Source organism: Pseudarthrobacter sp. NIBRBAC000502771 (assembly GCF_006517215.1).
Lineage (GTDB): Bacteria > Actinomycetota > Actinomycetes > Actinomycetales > Micrococcaceae > Arthrobacter > Arthrobacter niigatensis.
Map to the genome: position 1 here is coordinate 2103440 of NZ_CP041187.1, position 23901 is coordinate 2127340.

Here is a 23901-nt window from a genome sequence, read left to right on the forward strand (position 1 = left end):
GCCGGGTGGACTGCAGGGCGACCCTAATGTGGCGTCCGGATAACTTCTCAGAAGCCGGACTGGTTAGTTTCGGTGAAGATGGTGACAGGCGATGCAAATGCGTTTCCGGCGAGGTCTGTCAGATTTGCCGAGGGTGTGTACGACGCCTTTGTGATCCCGACATTTTGCAGTGTGCTGCCAGTTGCCGAGTTGCCGAACTTGATCGTCAGAATCTTGCCGGTTGCGTCCAGTGTCAGGGTCGAAGCGCCGCCCGCTCCATTGCCGTTGGGTCCGAAGGTCGCATTTGCGCTGACGTAGTTGGCGCCCAGGGCGATGGTCCCTATGTTGAAGTCGAGGCAGTCGCCGGTCGCGAAGCTCAGCCCGTCATTAGTTGAGTTCTCGATCAACGTGACGGTGCCGTTGAAGGTCGTGGCGGTGGTGGCGCTTGAGCAGAACTTGGCCGGATCCAAGGCTTCGGAGAACTGTATGGTCACGGTGTCGCCCTTATCCGCCTGATTCGGCTTGGCGCCTCCGCTGCCGTTCGCCAGGGTGACGCTCTTGACAGTGGGTCGCGCGGTGTCCTTGGTGACTGTTGCAGAAACGGCGGTGCTGTTGCCTGCCGCGTCGCTGGTGGAAGCCGTAACCGTGACGGTAACTGTCGGAACAGTCGTGGACGTGTCCTTAAGGCTCGTCAGGTTCAGCGAACCCGTGTTCCAAGTCGCCCCGGAGGCGGTCCCGGGAATGGTGATCGTGCCGTCGGTGACATTCACACTTACGGCTGAGCCGGAGTCGCTGGTGCCGCTGATCGGATAATTCGGCACATTGCTTGCAAGGATGTTTTGCAGTGCATTGAGCTTCAGCACTGGCGCAACGGTGTCCTTAAGGCTAGAAGTTGTGGCTGGTCCGCTGGTGTTGCCCGCTGCATCGATAACCGTGACCGTGTAGGTGACGGTGTCATCTTTGAGGGACCTGAGGTCAAGGTTCAGCGACCAAGTGCCGTTGCTGGCAACCGTGGTGCCCGTAACTGCGGCGGGGGACCCTGGGCTCATGGCCGAAACAGATACGGTCGCCCCGGCTTCCGCGTTGCCCGCTACGTTGATGGACGGGGCGGTAGTGGCATTGACGTACGTCGGGACTTTCAGGGCCGTAGCGGCAGCAGGGGCCGAAATGTCCTTGATGCCCGTGGCCGTCCTGGTTGCGCTCGTGTTGCCGGCGGCATCCGTTGCCGTTGCCGAGAACGTCACGGTTCCCTCGTTCAGGCTGCTGAGGTTCATGGTGATGGACCACGCGCCGCTTCCGGACGCGGCGGCCGTCCCCGGAACGGAGTGCCCGGCACCGTCGCTGGCTGTGAGGTTGATCGTGGCCCCTGCCTCAGCGGTGCCGCCGACGGTTACCCGGGAAGCGTTGGCAACGTTGGCGTTGGGAAGCGGGGTGGTAAAGGCAGGAGCCGCCGGCGCCAGGGTATCGATACTAACCACCTGGTTCTGCGCCGTTCCGGCGTTACCCACCTTGTCAGTCGCGAAGTAGGACACCGTGTGCGTCCCCTCCCCGGCAACCGGAATGGTGGCGGCGGCGCCGCTCACCGTCTGCTGCGCGCCGCCGTCGACCGCGTACGTAATGGAGGCGACACCGGAACCGTTCGTGCCGTCGTCGGCCGTGACTGTCACGGTGACGGGGCTGGTGTTGTTCCAGCCGGCCGCGTTGGGGGAGGGCGAAACGGAAGCTGAAGCAGTGGGCGGTATGGAGTCGCTGCTGACGCCGTTGCTGCGCGGGCTCTCGGCGCCGGTCCAGAGCGCGATGGCCGGAGTGACGGTGTAGTACCAGGTGCCGCCCGGGACATTCTGCTCCGTGCAGGTGAGGGTGGTGACGGTTCCGGCGCAGCCGCCGGTAGCCGGGATGGCGGTACCGCCGGTTGCTGCCGAGTAGCGGGCCACCGTGTAGCCGGTGGCGGGACGGCCGTTGACAGTGGTCCCGTTGGCCCAGGTGACCGAGAGCGCGGCGCCGTTGGCGCTGACCGCGGGTTTGGAGCCTGGCGTCAGGGCGTCGGCAGCGGCGGCCGCGTTGCTGCTGCTGGTGGTGGCGGCCCAGAACGCGTAGGCGGCGGTGCCCGAGCCGAGCAGGAGCAGGACCGCTGTGATGATCCAGGCCAGCCTGCGGGACGGCCGGCGGCCGAGGAATAGGGACGCGTTGCGGACGGCGAGGCTCATTTCCTGACCTCCGCCGTCACTGGAACGCTGAAGGTTGCGCCCTGGCAGGCTGCGAGTGAGGTGGTGTCCATGGTGGCCGCTCCGGCGAGGGTGATGAGTGCTGACGAGTTCGCGGCAACGTAGGTTGCGGGGGTGAGGGGTGCGGCAGTGCCAGTGAACCTGACGCCGGTGGTGGTGCATCCGGGGTGCGCGGCATCCGCCCTGGCCAGCCCGTTGCCGGTGACGCTGTAGACCTGGACCGGGTACGGGTTGGGGTTGGTCAGGCGGAGGACGACGTCGGCGCTGCCGCCAGGGTAGAGGGCTGCCTTGGGGTTGTCGCCGGCGACGAGGGCGTCCACGGTGACGGCCTGCATGGTGCCTGCAGCTGCCGATCCGCTCCCGGCCCCGGTGCCGCTCCAGAAGGCAAAGGCCGTTCCGGCCCCGGCACTCACGAGGAGTCCGGCGAGGGCAGCTGCCTTGAGGCCCCGGCTTCTTGTGGTGGTCATCTCAGTTCCCCTGTCCTGATCCTGAGTAGCTGAGCTGGAGGGTGGCGCCTTTGCAGCCGTCCTGGTTGGTGGACGTGTCCAGCATTCCCACCCGGGGCCACGCCGTCTGGGCGACGTTGAGCCCCTGGAGCGAAGCGCCCGTGGCCGGGACTGCCAGCGGGTAGGGGCCGCTGTACTGGGTGACGGCGAAGTCGGCCGCCGTGCAGGGCAGGTTGGCTGCCACCGCGGCCGCGCTCCGGGTCACACCCGCGACGGCGACAGACAGGTTGGTCAGCGACAGCGGCTTGTTGATGGGGTTGCTGATCTGCAGGTTCAGCCCGGCCGACATGCCGGGGGACAGGGTACCGGGGACGTTCCCGGAGATGCCGAACTGTTTGATGGTGGAGTCCAGGACCAGCTGGATGTTGGCGTAGGCGTACTGCGTCTTGCCGGAGGCGTCCTTGCCGGTGCCCACCAGGTAGAGGCTGGATGTTCCTTTGGGGGAGTCACCCGTGGTGGCTACCTGGAGGGTGGTGGAGTCTCCGCTGGCCGGGTTGGGCGAGAACGATGCGGTGGCTCCGGCCGGCAGGCCACCCAGGACGCTGAAGTTGATGGGTCCGCTGAGGTTGGTGCGGCTGAGCTGCAGCGTGTAGACCGCGGTTGCCCCTGGCGGGATGCTCACGGAGTCCGGGGAGGCAGTCATCGAGAACGAGCTGGAGATCTTGTAGTTCACCGTGAGGCCGGCCGTCGCGCTGCCGGAGACCTTGCCGCTGGTTGCGGTGATTGTGATGGAGCTGGTGCCCGCCGGCGTGGTTGTTGCGGTGGCGGTGTTCAGGGTGGCCGTTGCGGTGCTGCCGGAGTTGAGGGTGACGGACGACGGCGAGAAGGTACCGTTTGCTCCTGCCGGCAGTCCCGCGGCGGTGAGATTGACCGTGCCGCTGAAGCCGCCAGTGGAGGTCACGGTGACCGTGTACGCGGCCTGCTGGCCTTGCTGGACGGACTGGCTTGCAGGGGAGACCTGCACCGTGATGCCCGGTTTTGGATTATTCGACGCCGCGACCAGCGCCCCCGCGCTCACCAGCAGCAGTATCAGTGCGACAAGTGCTGCCTTGATGCCGGTCCGCCTGCGACGCCGCGGATGTCCGTCCTGCTCGTGCACCCTGTGCCCCTCTTTCCTTGGTGCAAATTACGGCAAGCCGGGGGCGGATTCGCACCGCCCCCGGCCCGCTCGCTTGGCTACTTGCTGTTGGCCGTCACCGTGATGATGGCGCCCTTGCAGGAATCCTGGTTGGTAGCGGTATCGGCAAACGAGAGCGTGCCCTTGCCCAAGGCTTCGGTGGCGCCCGCTGCAATGGTGATAGTGCCCGACGGGACGGAAGCCGTAATCCAGGACGTGTCACAGTTCCCCGTGGCAGTCACAACGGCCTTGTCCAAAGTGACAGTGGTGCTGGAGGAGTTCGGGTTGGTTGCCGAGTAGAGGATGTCCTCAGACCCGCCGGGGGCAAGACCTTGGTCGAACGTCACCGAGATGCTTACGGGGTCGGTGCCCTTTGAGGCGGCGGCGGATCCACTACCGCCGCCCGTGGTGCTCCAGTAGGCGTATGCGGCGCCGCCGCCGGCTGCCAGCAGCGTCGCGGACAAGGCAACAGCGGCGATCTTGTTCTTCTTGGTCATCTTGCGCATGGAGAAGCTCCTTGAATGTGTGATTGAGAACCCGTTCCCCCATTGGTGGCTCCATCCAGGTGCCTTCCGGTGGATCGATGACCCAATGTTTGTCGGAGCGAAACAGGCGCAACAACAGGTACCGGTACCCGAGTTTCTGGAACCTCAAGGAGCCGGGTACTCGGTAAGCGCTGCCACTACCTGCGTTCTCCGCGCTCTTTGGGGCTGGACACTTCTCCGCGGATGGCGAAAACCCGCGGCGCACAGGGCCAAACCAAGTAGTCGACGTTCGCTGTCTTCGGGTACTGCCCCAGCAGCGCTATGGAGCGCTCACATTGAGCCAATCCTGCGTATCCGGGACACTCGTTTTCGACGCGCAAAAGCGAACGTGAAGCGCACCTTCCCTGGCGCATCAGAAATGTGCGCCTCGAAAAGTAGCTGGCGAGTCGGAGATGAATCTGCGCGTCACGGGGCCCAGTCGCGCGTCGATAGTGAGCCTCGGTCGCGGAGGGATCGGGTCAGCTTGCCTACCGCGTATCCACGTCCTCGAACACCAGGAACGTCTGCGTGTCGAGCACGCCGGGCATGGTCTGGAGCTGGTCGAAGATGACCCGGCGCAGGTCGATGTTGTCCACGGCGCGGACCAGCAGGATCACGTCGAAGTCGCCACCCACCAGGGCGATGTGGTGCACCTCGGGGATGGCGCCCAGTTGGTCGCGGAGCTCGCGCCACGAGTCCTGCTTCAGCTTCAGGGTCACATAGGCGGAGGACTTCAGGCCCGCCTTGATGGGATCAACCAGCGCCGTGAAACGGGTCAGCACGCCGTCGCCGGTCAGCCGGGCAATCCGGGAGTAGGCGTGGGCCCGCGAGATGTGCACATTCTCCGCCACCTGGGTCACGGACATCCGGCCATCACGGGTCAGCTCGGCAATGATGCGACGGTCAATCTCGTCCAACGGAACTTCAGCAGCTTCCTTGCCCGGCATTTTGTCCACGGCTCCTGTCGGTAATCCACATCACAGTTACAAATCGTCTTCAACAATAGGGCCTATAGAGCAGCTTCTCCACGATTTGCCCATCCAGTAGATACGAAACCGGCCTCAGGGCAATACTGGGAGGGAATAGTGGCTACCGAAGGACGGACCAATGACGATCTCCGCAGACCACACCGCACCGGACACCACAAGCACGGCAGCGCCCGAAAATGCGCTGACGGAAGCTGTGAAGAAGTTCGGCATCACGGTGGAGGACTACATGCTCCCCGCCCGGCACCAGATCCAGATGGTGGATCCGGACGGCAGGCTCAAGCCCGAAGGTGAGCAGGGCACCCAGCCCGGCCACGAATACCCCGTGCCCGGCGACAAGGAACTGCTGGCAGCGTACGAACAACTCGTCGTCGGCCGCCGCGTCAACGACCAGAACTCCGCCTTGGTCCGGCAGGGCCGCATGGCTGTCTATCCCTCCAGCCACGGCCAGGAAGCCTGCCAAGTGGCCGCCGCCCTGTGCCTCTCCGAAGGCGACTGGATGTTCCCCACCTACCGCGACGCCGTGGCCGTCATGACCCGCGGCGTGGACCCGGTGCAGGTGATGACCATCTTCCGCGGCGACTGGCACGGCGGCTACGACCCCCTCAAGTACAAGGTGGGCATCCAGTGCACCCCGCTGACCACCCAGCTGCTGCACGCCGTCGGGGTGGCCCACGCCGCCAAGCTCCGCGGCGAGGACACCGTGGTGCTGGCCATGTGCGGCGACGGCGCCACCAGCGAAGGCGACTTCCACGAGGCCCTCAACTTTGCCGCCGTCTTCCACCTGCCGGTGATCTTCTTCGTCCAGAACAACAAGTACGCCATCTCGGTGCCGCTGGCGCACCAGTCCGTGGCGCCGTCGCTGGCGCACAAGGCCGTGGGCTACGGCATGGCGGGCGAACGCGTGGACGGCAACGACGTCGTGGCGCTGCTCGCCGTCCTGGACCGTGCCGTGAAGCTCGCCCGCGAAGGCTGCGGCCCGCTGCTGGTCGAGGCGAACACGTACCGCATGCAAGCCCACACGAACGCCGACGACGACACCCGCTACCGGGAAAACAGCGAGGTTGCAGAGTGGCGGGCCAAGGACCCGGTCAACAGGATGCGCACGTACCTCACGGACCGGGGGCTGCTGGATGACGACGGCGAGGCCCGCATCCGTGAACACGCTGAGGCGGTTGCCGCTCAGCTGCGCGAGGGCCTCGGCGAGGACGTACCCGTGGACCCGCAGGAGCTGTTCCGGCACGTCTTTTCTGTACAAACTCCGCAGCTGAAGGAACAGTCCGCCCTGCTCGCCGACGAGTTGGCCCGCGACGCCGCAGCTGTCGATTCGAAGGAGGCCGGCAAGTGAGCCCCACCATCACCACCTCATCCGAGGCCAACGGCAACGTTTCCGCCGCGACCGCCCGCGCCGCAGCCTCCGCAGCAGCGTCCGCCGAAGCCGCCGGCCCGCAGCCGGTCACCATGGCCAAGGCCCTGAACACGGCCCTGGCCGACGCCATGCACGCCGACTCCTCCGTCCTGGTCTTCGGCGAGGACGTGGGCATGCTGGGCGGCGTCTTCCGCATCACCGACGGCCTCACCGCCACGTTCGGCGAGCAGCGCTGCTTCGACACCCCGCTGGCCGAATCCGGCATCGTGGGCATGGCCGTCGGCATGGCGATCAACGGGATGCGCCCGGTGATCGAGATGCAGTTCGACGCGTTCGCCTACCCGGCGTTCGAGCAGATCGTCAGCCACGTGGCCAAGATGCACAACCGCACCAAGGGGGCCGTGAAACTGCCCATGGTCATCCGCATCCCGTACGGCGGCGGCATCGGCGGAGTGGAACACCACTGCGATTCCTCCGAGTCCTACTACGCCCACACCGCCGGCCTGAAGGTCTACACCCCCGCCACCGTGGCGGACGGCTACCGGATGCTCCGCGAAGCCATCGACTCCGACGACCCCGTCATCTTCATGGAGCCCAAGAAGATGTACTGGACCAAGGACTCGGTGGACCTTGGCGAGCTGCGCCGCCAACACGCGGAAGGCACGACGACGGGACGCACCTCCGAGGGGAGGGCCGCCGTCGCGCGTCCCGGCACCGACGCGACGCTGATTGCCTACGGCCCGTCCGTGCCCACCGCCCTTGCCGCGGCCGAGGCCGCGGCGCTGGAGGGCCGCTCGCTGGAAGTGATCGACGTGCGGACGATTGTGCCGTTCGATGATGAGACCGTGTGCGAGTCCGTCCGCAAGACCGGCCGGGCCGTGGTGATCGCCGAGGCGCACGGCTTCGCGTCCGTGTCCTCTGAGATCGTGGCCCGGGTGCAGGAACGCTGCTTCCACTACCTCGCCGCACCTATCCGCCGCGTGACAGGGTTCGACGTCCCCTACCCGGCGCCCAAACTCGAGAAGTACTACCTGCCCGGCGTGGACCGCATCCTCGACGCCGTTGACGACCTGCAGTGGGAGAACTGACCATGAGCGAACCACGCGTGTTTTTGCTGCCCGACCTGGGCGAGGGCCTCACCGAAGCCGAACTGGTGGCGTGGCATGTCTCCGTTGGTGACGAGATCGCCGTCGACCAGCCCATCGCCGAGGTGGAGACCGCCAAGTCCGCGGTGGAGGTACCCTCCCCGTACGCCGGGATCGTGGCCGAGCTGCACGGCCAGCCGGGGGAGACCCTGGATGTGGGGAAGCCGCTGATCTCGGTGACGCCGCTTTCGTCTGGCGTGGCCGCTCCGGTGTCCGACGCGAACGATGCCGCCCCCGCCCCTTCGCCGGACGGCCATGCTGCAAGCAGCATGCCGTCCGGCTCTGGAAGCGGCCCCGGACTTCCCAATGCTCGCAAGCTCGCATCGGGTCCCTCGTCCCGTTCCTTAGATGCCACTCCCGGGGCGGCATCATCCGCGGCGGCGGCAGCCGAGACCTATCGGGAAGAGGAGAAGGCAGGCTCCGGGAATGTCCTGATCGGTTATGGGACCCCTGGTGGCCATGGCGTTGCCCGGCGCACCCGTGCCCCGAAGGCCGCCGTCGCGCTCGCTGAACCTGCTCAGGCCAAGCCCACCGAGGACGACCTCAGCCTCCTGCGCACCCGCGTGCCGGGCAAGCTTGGTGCCGTGATTTCGCCGCTGGTCCGGCGCATGGCCCGGGAGTACGGCGTGGACCTCGGGGAAATCTCCGGCTCCGGCGACAGCGGCCTGATCATGCGGCGCGACGTTGAGGCTGCCCTGCGGACCACTGCACCGGCGGAAGCCCCAGCAGCCAAGCCTGAGGAGACCAAACCAGTCGAAACGCAGTCGGCCGCCGGACCCCGGGAGGCCACCCCGGCCAACCCCGTGGACGCCCGCACCGGACTCGCCGTCTCCGCCCGCACGCCCGTCCGCGGCGTCCGCAAGGCCGTTGCCGCGAACATGGCGCGCAGCCGTTCCGAGATCCCGGAAGCCACGGTGTGGGTGGACGTGGACGCCACCGCGCTGATGGAGCTGCGCGAGGGGCTGAAAGCCAGCGGTGCTGAGGTCCCCGGCCTGCTCGCATTCATTGCCCGGTTCGTCACTGCCGGGTTGAAGAAGTATCCGGAACTGAACACCCGCATCGAGACTGCCGACGATGGGTCGCAGGAGATCGTGGCCTTCGACGGGATCAACCTGGGCTTCGCGGCGCAGACCGACCGCGGCCTGGTGGTGCCCTCGGTCCGCGGTGCCGAGAAGCTCAGCGCCCGGGAGTTGGATGCGGAGATCCGCCGCCTCACCCAGGTGGCCCGCGACGGCAAAGCGACCCCGGCTGAGTTGGGCGGCGGAACGTTCACGGTGAACAACTATGGCGTGTTCGGCGTCGACGGCTCGGCGGCAATCATCAACCACCCGGAGGTGGGCATCCTCGGCGTGGGCCGCATCATCGACAAGCCGTGGGTGGTCAACGGCGGGCTGGCTGTCCGCAAGGTCACCGAACTCACGCTGACCTTCGACCACCGGGTCTGCGACGGCGGCACGGCCGGAGGCTTCCTCCGCTTCGTGGCCGACGCCATCGAGAACCCCACGTCCCTTCTGGCGGACATCTAACCCCGCCGGACGTTTTGGACACGGAAAACCTCCACGGACCCACAGAGAGGCTGGCGCTCCCGACATTCGGGCCGCGCCAGCCTTTTTGCGCGTCGAAAACGAATTTGGGTGTCGAAAAGCCCCTCAGCTCGCGAAGCGGAGCGCGATCACCAGGCCGATCAGTGCCACCACGCCGGCCAGCAGCATCGCCGCCCTGGGGTCGCCGAAGTTCAGGGTCCACCCAATGCCGAACCTGCGCGGAACCACCAGTGCCGGATCCTCCCGGTTGATATAGATCACGCCGCCCCGCCAAAACTTGTCGTCGTCGCGGTGGGTGAGGCCGGTGTCTTCCCCATTGCTCCCGCGGTCCCTGTTGTTCCTTGCCAACACGGCAATAGTCGCCGCCACCGAGGCCAATACCGGGATTACGATCACCAGAGGTGCCCACCGGGAAACGGTCCCGGTCCACATCAACAGCGACGAACCCATCAGCCCCAGGTCGATCATGGCCACCAGCCCGAGCAGCGCTTTGGCGCCCAGCGACATGTAGTGCCGGGCCCAGCGCGAGGACCCCAGGGGGCGGGCCGGGTCAAGATCGGGCCTGCTGCGGACTACGGCCGCGGCGATGCCTCCCAGTAAGGCCGTCAGCCCCAGTTGCAGGAAAACCAGCGAAAATGCGGAGCCGACCGACTTCACTTCAATCCTGTTCGGCACGCCGTTGGCGCCATAGTGCACTGCGAGGTTCTGCGGCATGGACGGGTACATCATGATTCCGATAACCGCCGTGGCGAGGGTGACGGCCACGGCGGGCGCCAGCCAGAGCCAGGGAAACCGTGGGGGATTGGTCCGCAGCTCGGTGTCCACCGCTATGCCCTGGTGCAGGCCCTGGAACCAGCCGCCGGCAAGTTTCGCCGCGCGGATCTCCTGGTGGGCCAGGAAGAAGCAGCCATACCAGGTACCCACCAGCACCAGCACCGACAACGGCAGCAGCAACGGCTGCCCGGTCACCGCGACGCTGGCCACCCCGGCCACCGCGACGATGCCCCCGCAGAGCAGGACCCGCCGCCGGTACAGGCGCGACTGCGCCGCAACCACCGGATCGCCAGCATACTGGGCGGGGATGCGGACCCCGAAGGGAACAGTGCCGCTGGTGACCGACGGAGGTACCAGTGCCAGCAGCAGAACCAGGCCCAACAACACCAGGCCCAAAATCACGGAAATAATCATGGCGTGCCTTCCTGCTGTGTGGCGCCAAATGAATCGAGCAGTGTCCGGCAGGTCCTAAGTACCTCATCTGCGGGAAGTCCACGGGCCACGGCCTCGGCCAGGAGGGTCCTGGCCCGGGCGGTCCAGTCAGCCGGGAGCTGGTCCGTCGCCGGCGCGGTCACCACCGCACCAGTGCCGCGGCTAAGGCGGATCAAGCCTTCCTGCCGGAGGAGATCGTAGGCCTTGTTGACAGTATGGAAGTTGATGCCGAAATCGGCGGCGAGCGTGCGGGTGGGCGGCAACGCGCTCCCGTCCGTCAAAGAACCGTGGGCGATTGCCTCCACGATCTGGTCACGGATTTGCTGGTAGATCGGGACGTCGGCACCCAAGTCCACGCTGAGGATCAATGCGCCCACCTCCAAACCTTTGTTCTATTAGTTATAGAACAAAGGTGAGATTGACGCTAGGGCCACTGGTCCGCTCTGGGCCCGCCCCCGCCGTCGGGCGTCCAAATTTTTTCCAAGTGGGGTCCCTGTTGCCTCATTGCAATACCTCCGGGAGGACTAATACGTTGCCTCAAATGAGAACCTCCGTTTTCGCGTGATCGATGCCTCAGTGAAGAAGCTCCGGAGGTCTAGGGGTTCCAGGCCCGGTTAACGGGTCTGATCGGTGCGGGTTTCTTTGCCAGGGCCAGGGTTTCCAGTTCGGCTGTGAGGGCCAGGATCTGGCGGGAGAGAGCTCCGGGTTTGATGCGTTTGAAGGCGGCGTTCATGCGTATGACCGGGCTTTTACGCATCCGCGGATGCCGTATCGCTCTTTGGTGGGGTGTGGCGGGTGTGTCGTGTTTCTTGCTGACCTTCGCGCCGTAGCGCTGCTTGGAAACCAGCTTCTGCTGGGGCAGGAGGTAGTTGGTGAAGACACGGTCCAGCTCCCAGATCTCATTGAGTTTCTCCAGTTCGCTGGTGGTGTCGTAGCGCAGGTAGCCGACCAGCTCCCGGACCCGGGCCCAGTTCTTTTGCTCCACGTGAGCGCCATCGTTCTTGTTCCCGGGCCGGGAGCGGGTAAAGGTGATCTGGCGGGCGTGGCAGTAGGCCAGCAGGTGGTCGTTGATGAATTCCGAGCCGTTGTCCGAATCGATCCCGATAATCGGAAACGGGAATACTGAGGTGACGTGTTCAAGGGCTTCGAAGACCCATTTGGCGGCCTTGTTCCGCACGGACCTGTTCACCGTCCATCCAGTGCAAATGTCCGTCACGGTCAGCGTGAAGCAGAACTCTCCGAAGCTGTTGCCGCCCTCGTGGCCGACCAGGTCGATCTCGACGAAACCCGGCACGGCGTCGTCCCATTCGGCCCAGGTCCGGACCGCGATCTGGGATTTGAGTAACGTTCCGGGTTTGGTGTGGGACCGTCCCCGCAGCGTCAGCTTCGCCCGCGCGCCGGCGAGTTTCCGGTCGATGGTCGCCGCGCTCATCCGCATCAGTAACGCGGCTTGCTCATCGGTGATGTCCAGTTCTTTGTCACGGCGAAGCAGCGGCACCAGAACCGGCAGCATCGGGGCCAGAAGCTTGCCCGCAGGGGCCCGCAGCACCGCCCAGCACCTAATCAAAGGATCCAGCAGATCAGGGCCGTACACCGGTATCCTGCCCGGTCTGGGTTTGACGATCTTCAGGACCAGTGCGTCCCGCAACGCGGCCCGGGCGTAGTCGCGGTGCCATCCGGTCAACTCGACCAACTCGTTCAGGATCCGGGACTTTCCTGCACGATCAGCACCTCGGTAGGCGAGGGCTTTCTTCTTCGTCACAGCTTGCCGCTGGGCCATCGTTAGCTCCATGAAAACGGGCATAACCTGCACCCGCTGCCATCACCCTTAACCACGCCGCTACGCGGAGGTTTTCAAATGAGGCAACGAATCCGGCAACGCGGAGGTTTTCAATGAGTCAACGCGGGGTCTTTACGCCCTGGCCGCACGTTATTAAAGTGGGTCGGGTCATAGTCCGGATGGGCGCCTGGGCGTCCGGGAAGGGGGATTGCGCATCACCGCTGACCGATACCAGAAGACAAATGACCACTACGTTCATGGCCCCTCCTAGGAGGGGCCTTCCCTTTGCCCGCGGATTCTAACCGCGCGGCCGTCCGCCGCAGTCGATCGGGCCAAAAACAGGTACCCCTGCCGTGCGGCCCGAGCCAGTTGCCGGAAACCTGAGTACAAGGTACTCATGACCGGCCGCCGGGACCGTTCGTAGGATGGACCGGACTAGGGGACGGGGTACCACGCATGGCTATCCCCGTCAGTTAGGGATCCAGGGGGAGGACAGCAATGCAGACACCCGTTGCGGAGCCGATCGCCGCCTGGATTACCCAGCGGTAGAATCCAATAACTCTGACTGGACGGAGGCAGGCCATTGGCGACTTTTGCGCATCACGCCCGCAGTCTTGTCCTTGTCATGGTCATCGCTTTGACGGCTGTTGCCTGCGGGGACCTCAACGTTCCTGCCGGCCCAGGGCCCGGGCCGGGGTCCGGCGCCTCCGACCCCGCGGATCCATCGACGACTGGTGCGCCATCGCCCTCCGCCGCTCCCGAGGTTTCCCACGACGTAGAGCCTCCGGTTGCCTCCGGCGCCCCCCGGTTCGCAGACCCTTCTGCTGCTTCAGAGGCCATGCCCACCGCCGATCTTCCCGGCTGGAAACAGGTTTTCGCGGAGGACTTCACCGATGGAGATGTTGGTCTCGGGACATTTCCCGGGCCTATCTACGCCCCACGCTGGAGTGAGAACTACGCGGACGGAACACCGGACACGGCCGCCCAGCAGCAGCCCAAGGGCGCAAGGACCTCGGGGTACTTCCCGTCGAAGGTACTGAGTGTCCACGACGGCGTCCTGGACATGTTCCTCCACTCGGAAGACGGCGTGGCAATGGGTGCTGCGCCGTCACCCAAACTCGACGGCGCCAGCCAGCGGCCCTACAACAGCCTGGTGTACGGGCGATACTCCGTTCGCTTCAAAGCCGATGTCTTGCCGGGCTTCAAGTTGGCGTGGCTGCTGTGGCCGGACAGCAAGCAGTGGCCCCAGGACGGAGAGATCGACTTCCCGGAAGGGGACCTGTCAAAGGTCATCTACGCTGCAGTTCACGGTGTGGAAGCCGGTGAACACCGAAGTGACGTCTTCCGGCCCAATCAGCCATACGGGGACTGGCACATCGCCACGACGGAGTGGCGCGCCGATGGCATCGAATTCTTCCTTGACGGAAAATCGCTGGGCGTCTCCACAAGGTTTGTCCCGACCAAGCCGATGCACTACATCCTGCAGACCGAGTCCTGCTCCCCGAACTGTCCACTGCCCGAAACCAACGGGCATGTCCTGGTGGACTGGGTGTCCATCTGGGAAAGGACGTAGCGGCGCGGGCCGCGCAGATGCATTACAGGTAAAGCCCCTGGTGGAGGAGCTTTACCTTTGCCCTGGCAGCCCCTTGGCAAGTCCGGCAAGGCGGCTGCGAAGGAACTGCTGTTCCACCTCATTGCCGGCCAGGATCAGGGCCTCGCCAAACGCCACCTGCGCTTCCCCTGCGCGGCCAAGCCTGACCAGGAAATCGCCGCGAGCGGCCGCAAGATAGGGGTACCGGGCGAGCTGCGGTTCGGCTCCCAATGCATCCAGTTCCGCCAAACCTTCTGCCGGGCCAGCGGCGAAGCCAAGGGCGATGGCGCGGTTGAGCCGGACCACCGGGGAGGGCCACCTTTCCATCAGCAGGTCATACAGTCCCAGGATCTCGTCCCAGTCGGTATCCGCCCAGGAGCCGCTTTCGTCGTGGACGGCGGCGATGGCGGCCATGAGCGCGAAGCGGCCCGGTGGCCGTGCAGCCAGTGCTTCCCGCAGCAGCGCCAGCCCTTCCTCGATCGCCTGCCGGTCCCACTTGGACCGGTCCTGGTTTTCGAGCAGGACAATGTCCCGGTGTCCGTCCAGCCGGGCGCCGGTGCGGGCTTCGGTGAGCAGGATTAGGGCCAGGAGGCCGGCAACATCGGTATTGCCGGGGAGCAGGACGTGCAGCATCCTGGCCAGCTCGAGCCCCCGTTCGGCGAGGTCGCGGCGCATTAAGTCCGCTCCCGACGGAGACGTGTGCCCGGTGGCGTACACCAGGTAGACCACCGCCAGCACCCCGTCCAGCCGATCATCCAGCTCCGATGCCGCGGGCACCCGGTACGGGATGTTCGCAGCCGCGATCTTATTCTTGACCCTTGTGATGCGGGCAGCCATGGTGGCTTCCGGGACCAGGAACGCCCGCGCCACCTCGGCAGTGGACAGCCCGCAGAGCAGCCGCAGCGTCAGTGCCACCCGGGCCTCGAACGCCAGGGCCGGGTGGCAGCAGGTGAAAATCAGCCGGAGCCTGTCATCGGGAATGCCACCTTCGTCGCTTCCTGTCTCCTCGGCGCCGCCGCTCTCCCCGGGGACAAGAAGCTTGGGCAGCGCCCGCTCTGCCGTGGCGGCGCGGCGGCGAAGGTCCAGGGCCCGGCGTCGGGCCGCCACCGTCAGCCATGCCCCCGGGTTCTGCGGGATTCCGTTGCCGCCCCAGGTTGCCAGCGCCTTGGCGTAGGCGTCCTGCACAGCTTCCTCGGCTGCGTCGATGTCTTCGGCAACCCGCACCGTGGCCGCCAGCACGAACGCCCACTCCCGGCGGTGCGCATCCGCAACGGCGGCAGCAACCTCTGCGCTGGCGGCCTGCGGCATCAGTTTGCCACCCTCACCGGCCAGACCTCGACCCCGACGCCGGCGGGTACCTCCCGGGCGATCTCCAGGGCCTCATCGAGGTCTGCTGCCTCGATCATGTAATAGCCGCCCAAGGTTTCCTTTGACTCCACGAACGGGCCATCAGCCACGGTGAAGCCGCCTGAGCCGTCCCGCCGCAGCGACGTGGCCGTGGAGGATGGGTGCAGGGCCGCTCCGCCGAGCAGCGAGGAGCCGCGCCGCTGCTGGAACTCCTGGTAGCTGGCGCTGATGGATTCGCCGTCGGCCTGCCTGGCCACTGCCTCGTCCTGGTAGATGAGGATCAGGTATTTGGACATGTCGTGCTCCCGTTCTGTTGTGGTCAAGGGCCCTCCATTGGAGAAGCTCCTACCCATACGACGCACGGCGGAAGCGGAAATCGACAACAGTCTCTTTCCATTTCCAACGTACCCCGTTATGGGGGCCTTGCCGCAAGGCCCCGGGGGTGCCGCATACTGGCGGTCGGAAACGTGGACAGGGGGCAACATGCACGACGTAGTGATTGTAGGGTGCGGGCCCACGGGGCTGATGCTGGCGGGGGAACTGCGGCTGGCGGGGGTGGACGCCGTGGTGCTGGAGCGGCGCGCGTCCCAGGAACTGGCCGGTTCCCGCGGCGGGGGCATCCATTCGCGCACCATCGAACTGCTGGACCAGCGCGGCATTGCGGACCGGTTCCTCGCCGCGGGCAAGACGGTCCAGACTGCATCCTTCGGCAATACCCAGCTGGATTTGGGCGGCCTGCCCACCCGCCACCCGTACACGCTGGCGCTGTTCCAGAACCACATCGAGCAGCTGCTGCTCGAGTGGGTGCAGGGTCTGGGCGTGGAGATCCGGCGCGGCGTTGAGGTCACCGGAGTATCGCCGGACGACGACGGCGCGGAGGTCCAGCTGGCCGGCGGCGGGCCCGTGCGGGGCCGCTACGTTGTGGGCACCGACGGCGGGCGCAGCGTGGTGCGGCGGTCCGCCGGCATTCCCATGGTGGGCCCGGACGCTACCCGGAGCAGCCTGATCGCCGAGGTGAAGGTGGCCGGGGAACCGGGCCAGCAGGGGAAGGTGGATGCGCGCGGCATCCACGGGCTGTACCCGATGGGCGGCGGCATGGTCCGGGTGGTGGTCACCGAAGCCTCCCTGGGGCCGGCCGCCGAGCCCACCCTGGCAGACCTGCGGGAGGCACTGTCAGAGGTCTTCGGCACCGATTTCGGCGTGCACAGCCCCACCTGGCTCTCACGCTTCACCGACGCCACCCGGCAGGCGGGGGCGTACCGGAAGGGCAGGGTGCTGCTGGCCGGGGATGCCGCCCATGTCCACTCACCGACGGGCGGGCTCGGCATCGGCCTGGGGCTGCAGGACGCGGTAAACCTCGGCTGGAAACTGGGGCAGGTGGTGCGCGGCGTCTCCAGCGAGGATCTGTTGGACACGTACCACGCAGAGCGGCACCCGGCGGGGGAGCGGGCCCTCAAGTACACCATGGCACAGTCCCTCTTCCAGAAGGCCGATCCCCGGCAGGAAGCCCTGCGGGACCTGCTCGGCGAGGTGCTCAGCGTCGATGGCGCCGGCACGCCCATCGCGGCGCTTATCACCGGACTCGACGTCGCCTACCACCCTGGCCCGGGCCACCCGCTCCTGGGCCGCCGGATGCCGGACCTGGACCTGGCCACCGCGGCCGGGCCCGCCACCGTGTATTCGCTGCTGCACAGTGCCCGGCCCCTGCTGCTGGAAGTCGGCGGCCCGGCGCTGGAGCCCGGCTCCTGGGCCGGGCGTGTGGTGCACACCCGCGCAACGTACGACGCCGCGTGGCAGCTTCCCGTGCTGGGGGCCGTTGCTGCGCCCACGGCAGTCCTGGTCCGGCCCGACGGCTACGTCGCGTGGGTGGGGCAGGGCTCAGCGGACGGGCTCACCGAGGCCCTGCCCAAGTGGTTCGGCCCGGCAGGCCCGTGAGGACCCAAAGTCCGTCCCGCGCCACGGATGCATTAATTGGGGGAAATTGAGCAAAATCTGCGGGAACACCCTCTATTGCCGGCAGGCACGGTTTGTTAGGCTGAGGTCCGGGTCAGGCAGGTGGCCTCAGTGTTGCCGCCTAGGGAAACCCTTTCTATCGCCGCCCGCCATCCGGTGCGGGATCGAGAAAACCATTCTTGGGCAAGCAACCGTCCGCAAAGCTGACGCGGATGTGGCCCAGGGTATCCAATTTTCGGGGGTGGGCCACATCCCGTCGTTCATTCCGGGGGCCAGCAGCGTGGCTGGCTCCCGGGCATCCCGCAACCTTCAGTCGTCGAAGTGCGCCTTGACGGACACTGGGCCGGAAAAGCCGCTGACCAGTGCTTCTGCAATCTCGTTGAGCTTCCGATTCCGGGTGCTTGACGCGCTGCGGAGAAGCTCAAAAGCCTGGTCTTTTCTGCAATTGTTTTGGGCCATGATAATTCCGCAGGCAACGTCTATGACCGTCCTCGTGTCCATCGCCGCCTTCAAATTTTCTGCGCGCTGGTCTGCCGAGGCGATCCGCACCGCGAGCCGCAGCGCCTTGCCCGCCATCTCGCCGAACCTCATGGCGTCGGCCACGGCCGGCTCATCGAAGAGCCCGCTCACGGGAGCGAAGAAGTCCAGGACCGCGCCGCCGTCGTCCTCCAGCTTCATCGGGATACCCAGGGAACTGGCGACGCCCGCGGCTGAAAGGGCCTTGCCGTATTCGGGCCACCGCTGGTCCACCGATACGTCTCCCAGCAGGACCGGAACGCCGGTGTCCAGGGCCTCGATGCATGGCCCGTCTCCCAGTGATTGTTCAATCCGGTCCAGCACCACCGCCCGGCCGCTGCTGCCGCCGATGGTGGCAGTGCGCTTGCGGCGGTGGAGCGTTACAGCGCACTCGATGGGCTGTCCCGTGCTTTTGGTCATGGTGGCTGCCGCAAACCCGGTGAGATCGTCGAGCACGGATTTGATGTCCTCCATGCCGGCGATGAGGTCCACGAGCTCTTCCAGGTCTTCTGCCTTGTCCTGTTCCACCATGTCTTCAATGTAGGAGCGGCGGCCAGCCCCCACAAGGGCCCCGCTCCCAGCTTCCGCCCAGCCGCGGGTCAGCGCAGTTATGGAAACGTTATATATGCTTGCTTAGTGGTTTTGAGGTCAAGCAGCGTAAATCTGTCAGTATCAGCCGGACCGGCAGCACCCCCCGCGGGGCTCCTGGCCGGGCGCAAGCATGCCCTGGATGGGCTCCGGATCATCGCCGTGGCCGGCGTCTTCTTCTTCCACACGGCCACCGACTCAATGCCGGGCGGCTCCATCGGCGTGGACGTGTTCTTCACCCTAAGCGGCTTTGTGATCACACTCCTGATCATGAAGGAGTGGATCGCCACCCGACGGCTGCACCTTGGCATCTTCTACGCCAAGCGCCTGGCGCGGCTTTGGCCCGCGCTCCTGGCGCTCTGCGCAGTGATTGTCACCGCGGGCCTTCTGTTCCCCGCCTCCGGCTGGGGCGGCCAGGCGGGATTCGTCCTTCCCGCCGCCGCCTATGTGATGAACCTGGCCCACTTCGGCGTGTTCGGCGACTCCATAGCCGGCGAAACCCTGGGTCCCACCTGGACCCTCGCCGTCGAGGAACAGTTCTACCTGGTGTGGCCGCTGCTCCTGCTGGGGATGCTCCGGTTTTGGAAAGTCCGCACAGCAGCCTTCGCCACCATGGGCCTGGCTGCCGCTTTCGTGCTGAACCGCTTCCTGCTGGTCAATGCGGGCCAGCCCCTGGACCGAATCTACAACGGACCGGACACCCGGGCCGACGAACTGCTGATCGGCTGCGCCCTTGCCCTGCTGTTCACCGCGGTCCGAGAGGGCTCCACGTTGCACCGCGCCCTGGCATCGGCTGCCCGCTGGAGCGCTCCGCTGGCCGCAGCCACCTTGGTGGCGGCCCTGTTCCTGCTGAAGGAACCCGATGCCCCCGGAGCCTGGTTCAACACCTTCTGGACCGTGGGACCCACGGCGCTCGCCCTGGTTTCGGCTGTGCTCATCGGTTCGCTGGTCCTCCAGCCGGCCGGGTTCCTGTCCCGCATCTTCAGCCATCCGTGGCTGGCACGTCCGGGCCGCGACCTGTCCTACGCGATGTACCTTTGGCACCTGCCGGTCTACCTGTTGCTGATGCCGCTGATCCCGGCGCTGCCCCTCCGCATCGCGCTGACGGCCGTGCTGACGGTGCTGCTGGCGTACGGATCGTTCCGCTGGGTGGAACGGCCGCTCCGGCTCTGGGCGAACCAAAAGCTGGAACCCGTCGTCGTCCGTTCCATCCCGGAACCAGCCAAGGAACCCGTGACGGCCTCAGTCGGCTAGGCCCACACCCCCCTCCGTCCAACCGGTCCGGAGTTCAGCTCTTCCTGATGGGCGGCAGTCCCAGCTGCGGCCTGCCCTCTGATCCATGCTCCGGGCTGGAGGCCGAACAGTCCGCGCAACAACCCTCCTGCCGGTCGCCAACGGCATCCGCCCGCTGCGGCACAGCGCAGCAGGCGTCCCCGCGCCAGGCGTTGATGCCCTCGCGGACGGCGATGGCGGCGATGACAAGCGCTGCTCCGGCGTCTGCCCACCACCAGCCCAGGGTGCTGTTCAGGACGAGCCCGGCCAACAGCACCGCGGAGAGGTACGTGCACAGGAGCGTCTGCTTGGAGTCAGCGACGGCCGTCCTGGACCCGAGCTCCCGCCCGGCGCGGCGCTGTGCCCAGGAGAGCACGGGCATGATGGCCAGGCTCAGCGCCGCGATAATGATGCCCGGCAGGGAATGCTGCGCTTCGCCGCCCCCGGCCATGGACCGGAGGGAGTCCGCGGCGACGAACGCTGCCAGTGCGAAAAACGATATGGCGATGATCCGCAGGGTCAGGTGTTCGCGGCGTTCGGGATCCTTGGCGGAGAACTGCCACGAGAGCGCCAGCGCTGAGGCCACCTCGATTACCGAGTCCAAGCCGAAGCCGATCAACGCGGATGAATCCGCAGCGCCGCCGGCCCAGAGTGCCACGATGGCCTCGACCACGTTGTAGGTGATGGTGGCTGCTGCGAAGAGCCTGATCCGCCGGCTCAGCATGCGCCGGCGGTCAGTGCCGGGTTCAGTAAGTGCCCCGGTCACGCCAGGCACTCCCCGTCAGGCGCGCAGCACGCAGGGTCAACGGCCAGGACAACGTTCAGCAGGTCCTTGATGGCATGCCCGATCCGCGCGTCCGCCAGTTCGTACCGGCTCCGCCGCCCGTCCGGCACGGCAACCACCAGGCCACAGCCGCGCAGGCAGGTCAGGTGGTTGGACATGCTTTGGCGGGACACGGCCAGGCTGTCCGCCAGGTCGGACGGGTAGGACGGGGCTTCCGCAAGGGCCAGCAGCACCCGCGCGCGGGTGGGGTCCGAAACGGCATAACCGAAGCGGGCCAGCACGGGAGCATGAGTCAGAGTCTCCATGCTCCCAAAGTACAGCGGTGCCTGTATTCAGGCAAAGCTGGATTGTGCCCGCGAGATGGCAGTCCCGGCGGCAGCCGCGATTGCCGTCAACTGCCATCCCGCGAGGGGCGTGGGGCTAGTAGCCAGCCGGATTGGCCGACTGGCAGGTCTGGTCGCTGCCGGTCTGTGCCACCACGCTGCCGGAGGAGTCTGCGGACGACGGCGGTGCGGCGGGCTTGGTGCCGGTGGCAAAGTCCGTGCCTGCGTACAGTTGCACGCCCTGGATGTTCGCCACCTGCTGGACGCTCGTGGCCGGCAGGCCGAACAGTGCCGCGACATCGGCTGCCACGTCCTCGAACCCGGCGGAGTAGTACACCATGGTCTGGCTTTGCGCCTGGGCCTGCAGCTTGGTCACCTTGGTGAAGCCGGCGTCGGAGAGCAGTCCGGCAATCGCGGTGCTCCGGCCAGCCACCCCGGTGCCGTTGGCGATGGAGATCGGCTGCAGCGACTTGTCGTAGGCCGGTGCCGCGGGGATTGCGGGCGCCTCCGTGGGCGCCGCGGGGGCGGGCTGGCTCAGGTCCGGGCTGTTGCGGAGGGCGGCGAAGAAGTTGGACGCCGCCGGTTCATCGAGGGTCAGCCGGTTGGGGTCCTGCGGGGACGGGACCGTGGGGGTGGTGATGAAGTTGATGTTGGCGGGATCGATGTTCTTCAGCCGGTTGGCGATGGTGAGCAGCGACGGGATGGAGGACAATCCCGAATCCACCGTGAGGTTTTTGGTGATCGTGTCGGCGATGGTCAGCGTCTTCTGGGGGTTGCCCAGGGTTCCTTCGGACTTGAGCTTGCGGCTCAGCGAGGCCAGGAAGGCCTGCTGCGCCTGGATGCGGCCCAGGTCCCCACCATTGGCGAAGGCGTGCCGGGTGCGCAGGAACGCCAGCGCCTGGTCGCCCTGCACCTGCGACTTGCCGGCCGGCAGGTCCAGGTGCGAATCGGGATCGTTGACGGCAGCGGTGACGCAGACCTCCACGCCGCCGACGGCGTTGGAGAGCTCCTTGACCGCGTTGAAGTCCGCCATCATGAAGTGGTCCACTTCCAGGCCCGTGAGCTTGTTCACCGTATCCACCGCGCAGCCGATGCCGGCCTGGGCCATGGCGCTGTTGATCATCGCGCTCTTCTGCTCGGGATATGCCTGGTTGGTCTTGGAATCCGTGCACGCCGGAACGTCCACCATCAGGTCGCGCGGGAAGCTGACCACGTTGACGTGCTTGTTGTCCGCCGAGATGTCCAGCAGCATCATCACATCAGACTGGCCGTAGCCGGAGGACTGGTCCGCGGTGCCGTACTGGCTGTTGTTTCCGCTCCGGGTGTCCGAACCAAGGACCAGGATCTGCAGCCGGTCCGTGCTGTCATTGACGGCACCTTCGGTCCGCTGGCCACCGGCGGTCAGCTCGGAGGTGCTGATATTGGACTGCAGGCGCCACGCCCAGTAGCCGCCGAACGCCAGGACGCCCAGGAGCAGCACGGACACCACGGCGGTGACGGCTTTGACCCAGCGGGGAGCGCGGCGGAAAGGCCGACGGCGGCGCGAACTGGCGGCGTACAGCTCACCCTGGCCGGGGTAGGCGGGGGAGTTGGCGGCGTCCTGTTCCGGGCCGCGGGATTTTTTGGAACCGAACACGAAAAAATGACCTTCGGGAGGGGACAGGTTTCCGCTACGGTACACGCCGAAGCTGGCAATTCGCCCAGAACCGTGGCGGTGACGGGTGTCCCGGCGCCCCGGCCGGGGCGCGGGGGCGTACTCTTTCTTCTCGGCGGGACCCGCCCCGGAGATGGGCCCGGCCGTGGGAAAGCCCGGGTGTGCAGGCTGAGGAACGGACAAATGGATACAGGACAAAAACAGCGCGGAACGGGCCGGCCTGGCCGCCGCGGGCTGGGCAAACTGGCGGTGTGGCTGGAGGACGACTCCCCGGGACGCCTCCGCCCGCTGATCCTGGCGGTGGTCCTCACGCTCTCGGCGATCGGACTCGTGGAGGTGGCATCGGCGTCGTCGGTGGAATCCGTGGCCGCAGGAAACAACCCGTATGACCTTCCGCTCAAGCAGGCCATGTGGACCGTGGCCGGCGTGGTGATCATGCTGGCGCTGGCCCGCACATCCGTGCGGCGGATCCGGTGGCTGGGCTGGCCGCTGCTGATCGGTTCCCTGTTCGCCCTGGTGCTGGTGTTCACGCCGTTGGGCATGTCCGTGAACGGCAACCGGAACTGGCTGAGCGTGGGCGGCTTCACCGCCCAGCCGTCGGAGTTCGCCAAACTGTCGCTGATCGTGTGGGGCGCCGGCATCCTGGACCGGAAGCAGGCCCTGCTGGGGCAGTGGAAACACGCGGTCATCCCGCTGGCGCCGGCCGGAGCGCTGATCATGGGCGTCGTGGCGCTGGGGCATGACCTGGGGACCACCATGATCATCATGCTGATCCTCGCCGCCACCATGTTCTATGGCGGCGTGCGGATGAAGGTGTTTTCCGTGGCCGGGCTCATCTGCGTGGCGGCGGCCCTGATACTTGCGGCCACCAGCGGCAACAGGATGGGGCGGATCTCCTCCTGGCTGGGCATGGGCTCCGACGAGGACGCCCAGGGCATGGGCTACCAGGCGCAGCACGGAGCCTACGCGCTGGCCTCCGGCAGCTGGTTCGGCGTGGGACTGGGCCAGAGCCGGCAGAAATGGAACTGGATCCCGGAGGCCCACAACGACTTCATCTTCTCCATCCTGGGCGAGGAACTCGGCTTTGCCGGGTCGCTGCTGGTGCTGGGCCTGTTCGCCATCCTGGCCATTGCCGTGTTCAAGACCATCGCCCGCACCACGGACACGTTCTCCAGGACCGTCGCGTGCAGCATCATCACCTGGATCCTGGGCCAGGCGGTCATCAACATCGCCATGGTCAGCGGGCTGCTGCCGGTGATTGGCGTGCCCTTGCCGTTCATCTCCTACGGCGGCTCGGCCATGGTCTCCTCCCTCGCCGGAATCGGGGTGATCCTGGCCGTGACGCGCCCCGAAGGAACTGTTCCCCCTGGCCGCGTCGGAAGCCGCCGGGGCCGCGGCTTCCGCAGTGCCGGGCCGAAGGAGGCCACGCCAAGCGGTGCGTTGGCCGGCCGTACCGCGAATCAGGTCCGGGAGCATGCCCATCAGCGCTAGC

At 66.5% G+C, this 23901-nt stretch carries 21 protein-coding genes; 7 read left to right on the forward strand and 14 right to left on the reverse strand.

The annotated features are described in order from the left end of the window. Window positions 1-47: 47 nt before the first annotated feature. The 5 genes from NIBR502771_RS09825 to NIBR502771_RS09845 form a co-directional block, all read right to left on the reverse strand. On the reverse strand, window positions 48-2186 hold the full coding sequence (locus NIBR502771_RS09825) for an OmpL47-type beta-barrel domain-containing protein (RefSeq protein ID WP_141159598.1): 2139 nt from the start codon (window positions 2184-2186) through the stop codon (window positions 48-50). Then, window positions 2183-2671 carry a hypothetical protein gene (locus tag NIBR502771_RS09830; RefSeq protein WP_141159599.1) on the reverse strand — a complete coding sequence of 163 codons (489 nt, stop codon included), beginning with the start codon at window positions 2669-2671 and terminating at the stop codon, window positions 2183-2185. The genes NIBR502771_RS09825 and NIBR502771_RS09830 overlap by 4 nt, the downstream gene beginning before the upstream one ends. A gap of 1 nt (window position 2672) precedes the next feature. After that, a complete protein-coding gene (locus tag NIBR502771_RS09835) occupies window positions 2673-3809 on the reverse strand; it encodes a hypothetical protein (protein WP_141159600.1) in 1137 nt (378 codons plus the stop codon). A gap of 77 nt (window positions 3810-3886) precedes the next feature. Continuing rightward, window positions 3887-4333 carry a hypothetical protein gene (locus NIBR502771_RS09840; RefSeq protein WP_141159601.1) on the reverse strand — a complete coding sequence of 149 codons (447 nt, stop codon included), beginning with the start codon at window positions 4331-4333 and terminating at the stop codon, window positions 3887-3889. Between the two features lie 506 nt (window positions 4334-4839). After that, the gene (locus NIBR502771_RS09845) at window positions 4840-5298 is read right to left on the reverse strand and encodes an Lrp/AsnC family transcriptional regulator (RefSeq protein WP_141161497.1); all 459 of its coding nucleotides are present in this window, start codon (window positions 5296-5298) and stop codon (window positions 4840-4842) included. A gap of 160 nt (window positions 5299-5458) precedes the next feature. Here NIBR502771_RS09845 and pdhA point away from each other — a divergent pair, with 160 nt between their 5' ends. Genes pdhA through NIBR502771_RS09860 form a run of 3 tightly spaced genes read left to right on the forward strand, consistent with a single transcriptional unit; the run spans window position 5459 to window position 9377 of the window. Continuing rightward, window positions 5459-6685 carry a pyruvate dehydrogenase (acetyl-transferring) E1 component subunit alpha gene (pdhA, locus tag NIBR502771_RS09850; protein WP_141159602.1) on the forward strand — a complete coding sequence of 409 codons (1227 nt, stop codon included), beginning with the start codon at window positions 5459-5461 and terminating at the stop codon, window positions 6683-6685. Beyond that, window positions 6682-7794 (forward strand): alpha-ketoacid dehydrogenase subunit beta, encoded by a 1113-nt coding sequence (locus NIBR502771_RS09855; RefSeq protein WP_141159603.1) that lies wholly within the window; start codon window positions 6682-6684, stop codon window positions 7792-7794. The genes pdhA and NIBR502771_RS09855 overlap by 4 nt, the downstream gene beginning before the upstream one ends. A gap of 2 nt (window positions 7795-7796) precedes the next feature. Next, entirely contained in the window at window positions 7797-9377 is a 1581-nt protein-coding gene (locus NIBR502771_RS09860; RefSeq protein WP_141159604.1) for a dihydrolipoamide acetyltransferase family protein, read from the forward strand. Window positions 9378-9500: 123 nt separating this feature from the next. Here the strand turns inward: NIBR502771_RS09860 and NIBR502771_RS09865 are convergent, their stop codons facing one another. From NIBR502771_RS09865 to NIBR502771_RS09875, 3 genes are all read right to left on the reverse strand, one after another. Next, the gene (locus NIBR502771_RS09865; protein WP_141159605.1) at window positions 9501-10583 is read right to left on the reverse strand and encodes a DUF1648 domain-containing protein; all 1083 of its coding nucleotides are present in this window, start codon (window positions 10581-10583) and stop codon (window positions 9501-9503) included. Next, window positions 10580-10978 carry a GntR family transcriptional regulator gene (locus tag NIBR502771_RS09870; RefSeq protein ID WP_210411375.1) on the reverse strand — a complete coding sequence of 133 codons (399 nt, stop codon included), beginning with the start codon at window positions 10976-10978 and terminating at the stop codon, window positions 10580-10582. Before NIBR502771_RS09870 ends, NIBR502771_RS09865 begins: the two co-directional genes overlap by 4 nt. A 218-nt stretch (window positions 10979-11196) precedes the next feature. Beyond that, window positions 11197-12381 (reverse strand): DDE-type integrase/transposase/recombinase, encoded by a 1185-nt coding sequence (locus NIBR502771_RS09875; protein ID WP_141157960.1) that lies wholly within the window; start codon window positions 12379-12381, stop codon window positions 11197-11199. A gap of 625 nt (window positions 12382-13006) precedes the next feature. On the opposite strand from NIBR502771_RS09875, the gene NIBR502771_RS09880 reads away from it, so the two are divergent. Beyond that, entirely contained in the window at window positions 13007-13954 is a 948-nt protein-coding gene (locus NIBR502771_RS09880; protein WP_246839865.1) for a glycoside hydrolase family 16 protein, read from the forward strand. 51 nt (window positions 13955-14005) lie between these two features. On the opposite strand, the gene NIBR502771_RS09885 is transcribed toward NIBR502771_RS09880, so the two are convergent. Together NIBR502771_RS09885 and NIBR502771_RS09890 are read right to left on the reverse strand one after the other, a co-directional pair. Further along, complete coding sequence (locus NIBR502771_RS09885; RefSeq protein WP_141159606.1) at window positions 14006-15280, reverse strand: RNA polymerase sigma factor; 1275 nt, start codon at window positions 15278-15280, stop codon at window positions 14006-14008. Beyond that, window positions 15280-15642 carry a YciI family protein gene (locus NIBR502771_RS09890; RefSeq protein WP_246839866.1) on the reverse strand — a complete coding sequence of 121 codons (363 nt, stop codon included), beginning with the start codon at window positions 15640-15642 and terminating at the stop codon, window positions 15280-15282. Before NIBR502771_RS09890 ends, NIBR502771_RS09885 begins: the two co-directional genes overlap by 1 nt. A 160-nt stretch (window positions 15643-15802) precedes the next feature. Between NIBR502771_RS09890 and NIBR502771_RS09895 the strand changes: the two genes are divergently transcribed. After that, complete coding sequence (locus NIBR502771_RS09895) at window positions 15803-17254, forward strand: FAD-dependent monooxygenase (protein WP_141159607.1); 1452 nt, start codon at window positions 15803-15805, stop codon at window positions 17252-17254. Between the two features lie 327 nt (window positions 17255-17581). Here NIBR502771_RS09895 and NIBR502771_RS09900 read toward each other — a convergent pair whose 3' ends face one another. Further along, entirely contained in the window at window positions 17582-18319 is a 738-nt protein-coding gene (locus NIBR502771_RS09900; protein ID WP_141159608.1) for a GAF and ANTAR domain-containing protein, read from the reverse strand. Window positions 18320-18424: 105 nt separating this feature from the next. Between NIBR502771_RS09900 and NIBR502771_RS09905 the strand changes: the two genes are divergently transcribed. Beyond that, complete coding sequence (locus NIBR502771_RS09905) at window positions 18425-19630, forward strand: acyltransferase (RefSeq protein WP_246839867.1); 1206 nt, start codon at window positions 18425-18427, stop codon at window positions 19628-19630. A gap of 34 nt (window positions 19631-19664) precedes the next feature. Here the strand turns inward: NIBR502771_RS09905 and NIBR502771_RS09910 are convergent, their stop codons facing one another. From NIBR502771_RS09910 to NIBR502771_RS09920, 3 genes are all read right to left on the reverse strand, one after another. Then, window positions 19665-20414: a cation transporter gene (locus NIBR502771_RS09910; protein WP_371706643.1), complete on the reverse strand. Its 750-nt coding sequence runs from the start codon at window positions 20412-20414 to the stop codon at window positions 19665-19667. Continuing rightward, window positions 20411-20737, reverse strand: a complete 327-nt coding sequence (locus tag NIBR502771_RS09915) for a helix-turn-helix transcriptional regulator (protein ID WP_141159609.1) — start codon at window positions 20735-20737, stop codon at window positions 20411-20413. Before NIBR502771_RS09915 ends, NIBR502771_RS09910 begins: the two co-directional genes overlap by 4 nt. 115 nt (window positions 20738-20852) lie before the next feature. Further along, window positions 20853-22391: an LCP family protein gene (locus NIBR502771_RS09920; RefSeq protein ID WP_141159610.1), complete on the reverse strand. Its 1539-nt coding sequence runs from the start codon at window positions 22389-22391 to the stop codon at window positions 20853-20855. 201 nt (window positions 22392-22592) lie between these two features. On the opposite strand from NIBR502771_RS09920, the gene ftsW reads away from it, so the two are divergent. Beyond that, window positions 22593-23900, forward strand: coding sequence for a putative lipid II flippase FtsW (gene ftsW / locus NIBR502771_RS09925; RefSeq protein WP_141159611.1), 1308 nt, complete (start codon window positions 22593-22595; stop codon window positions 23898-23900). Window position 23901 lies beyond the last annotated feature (1 nt).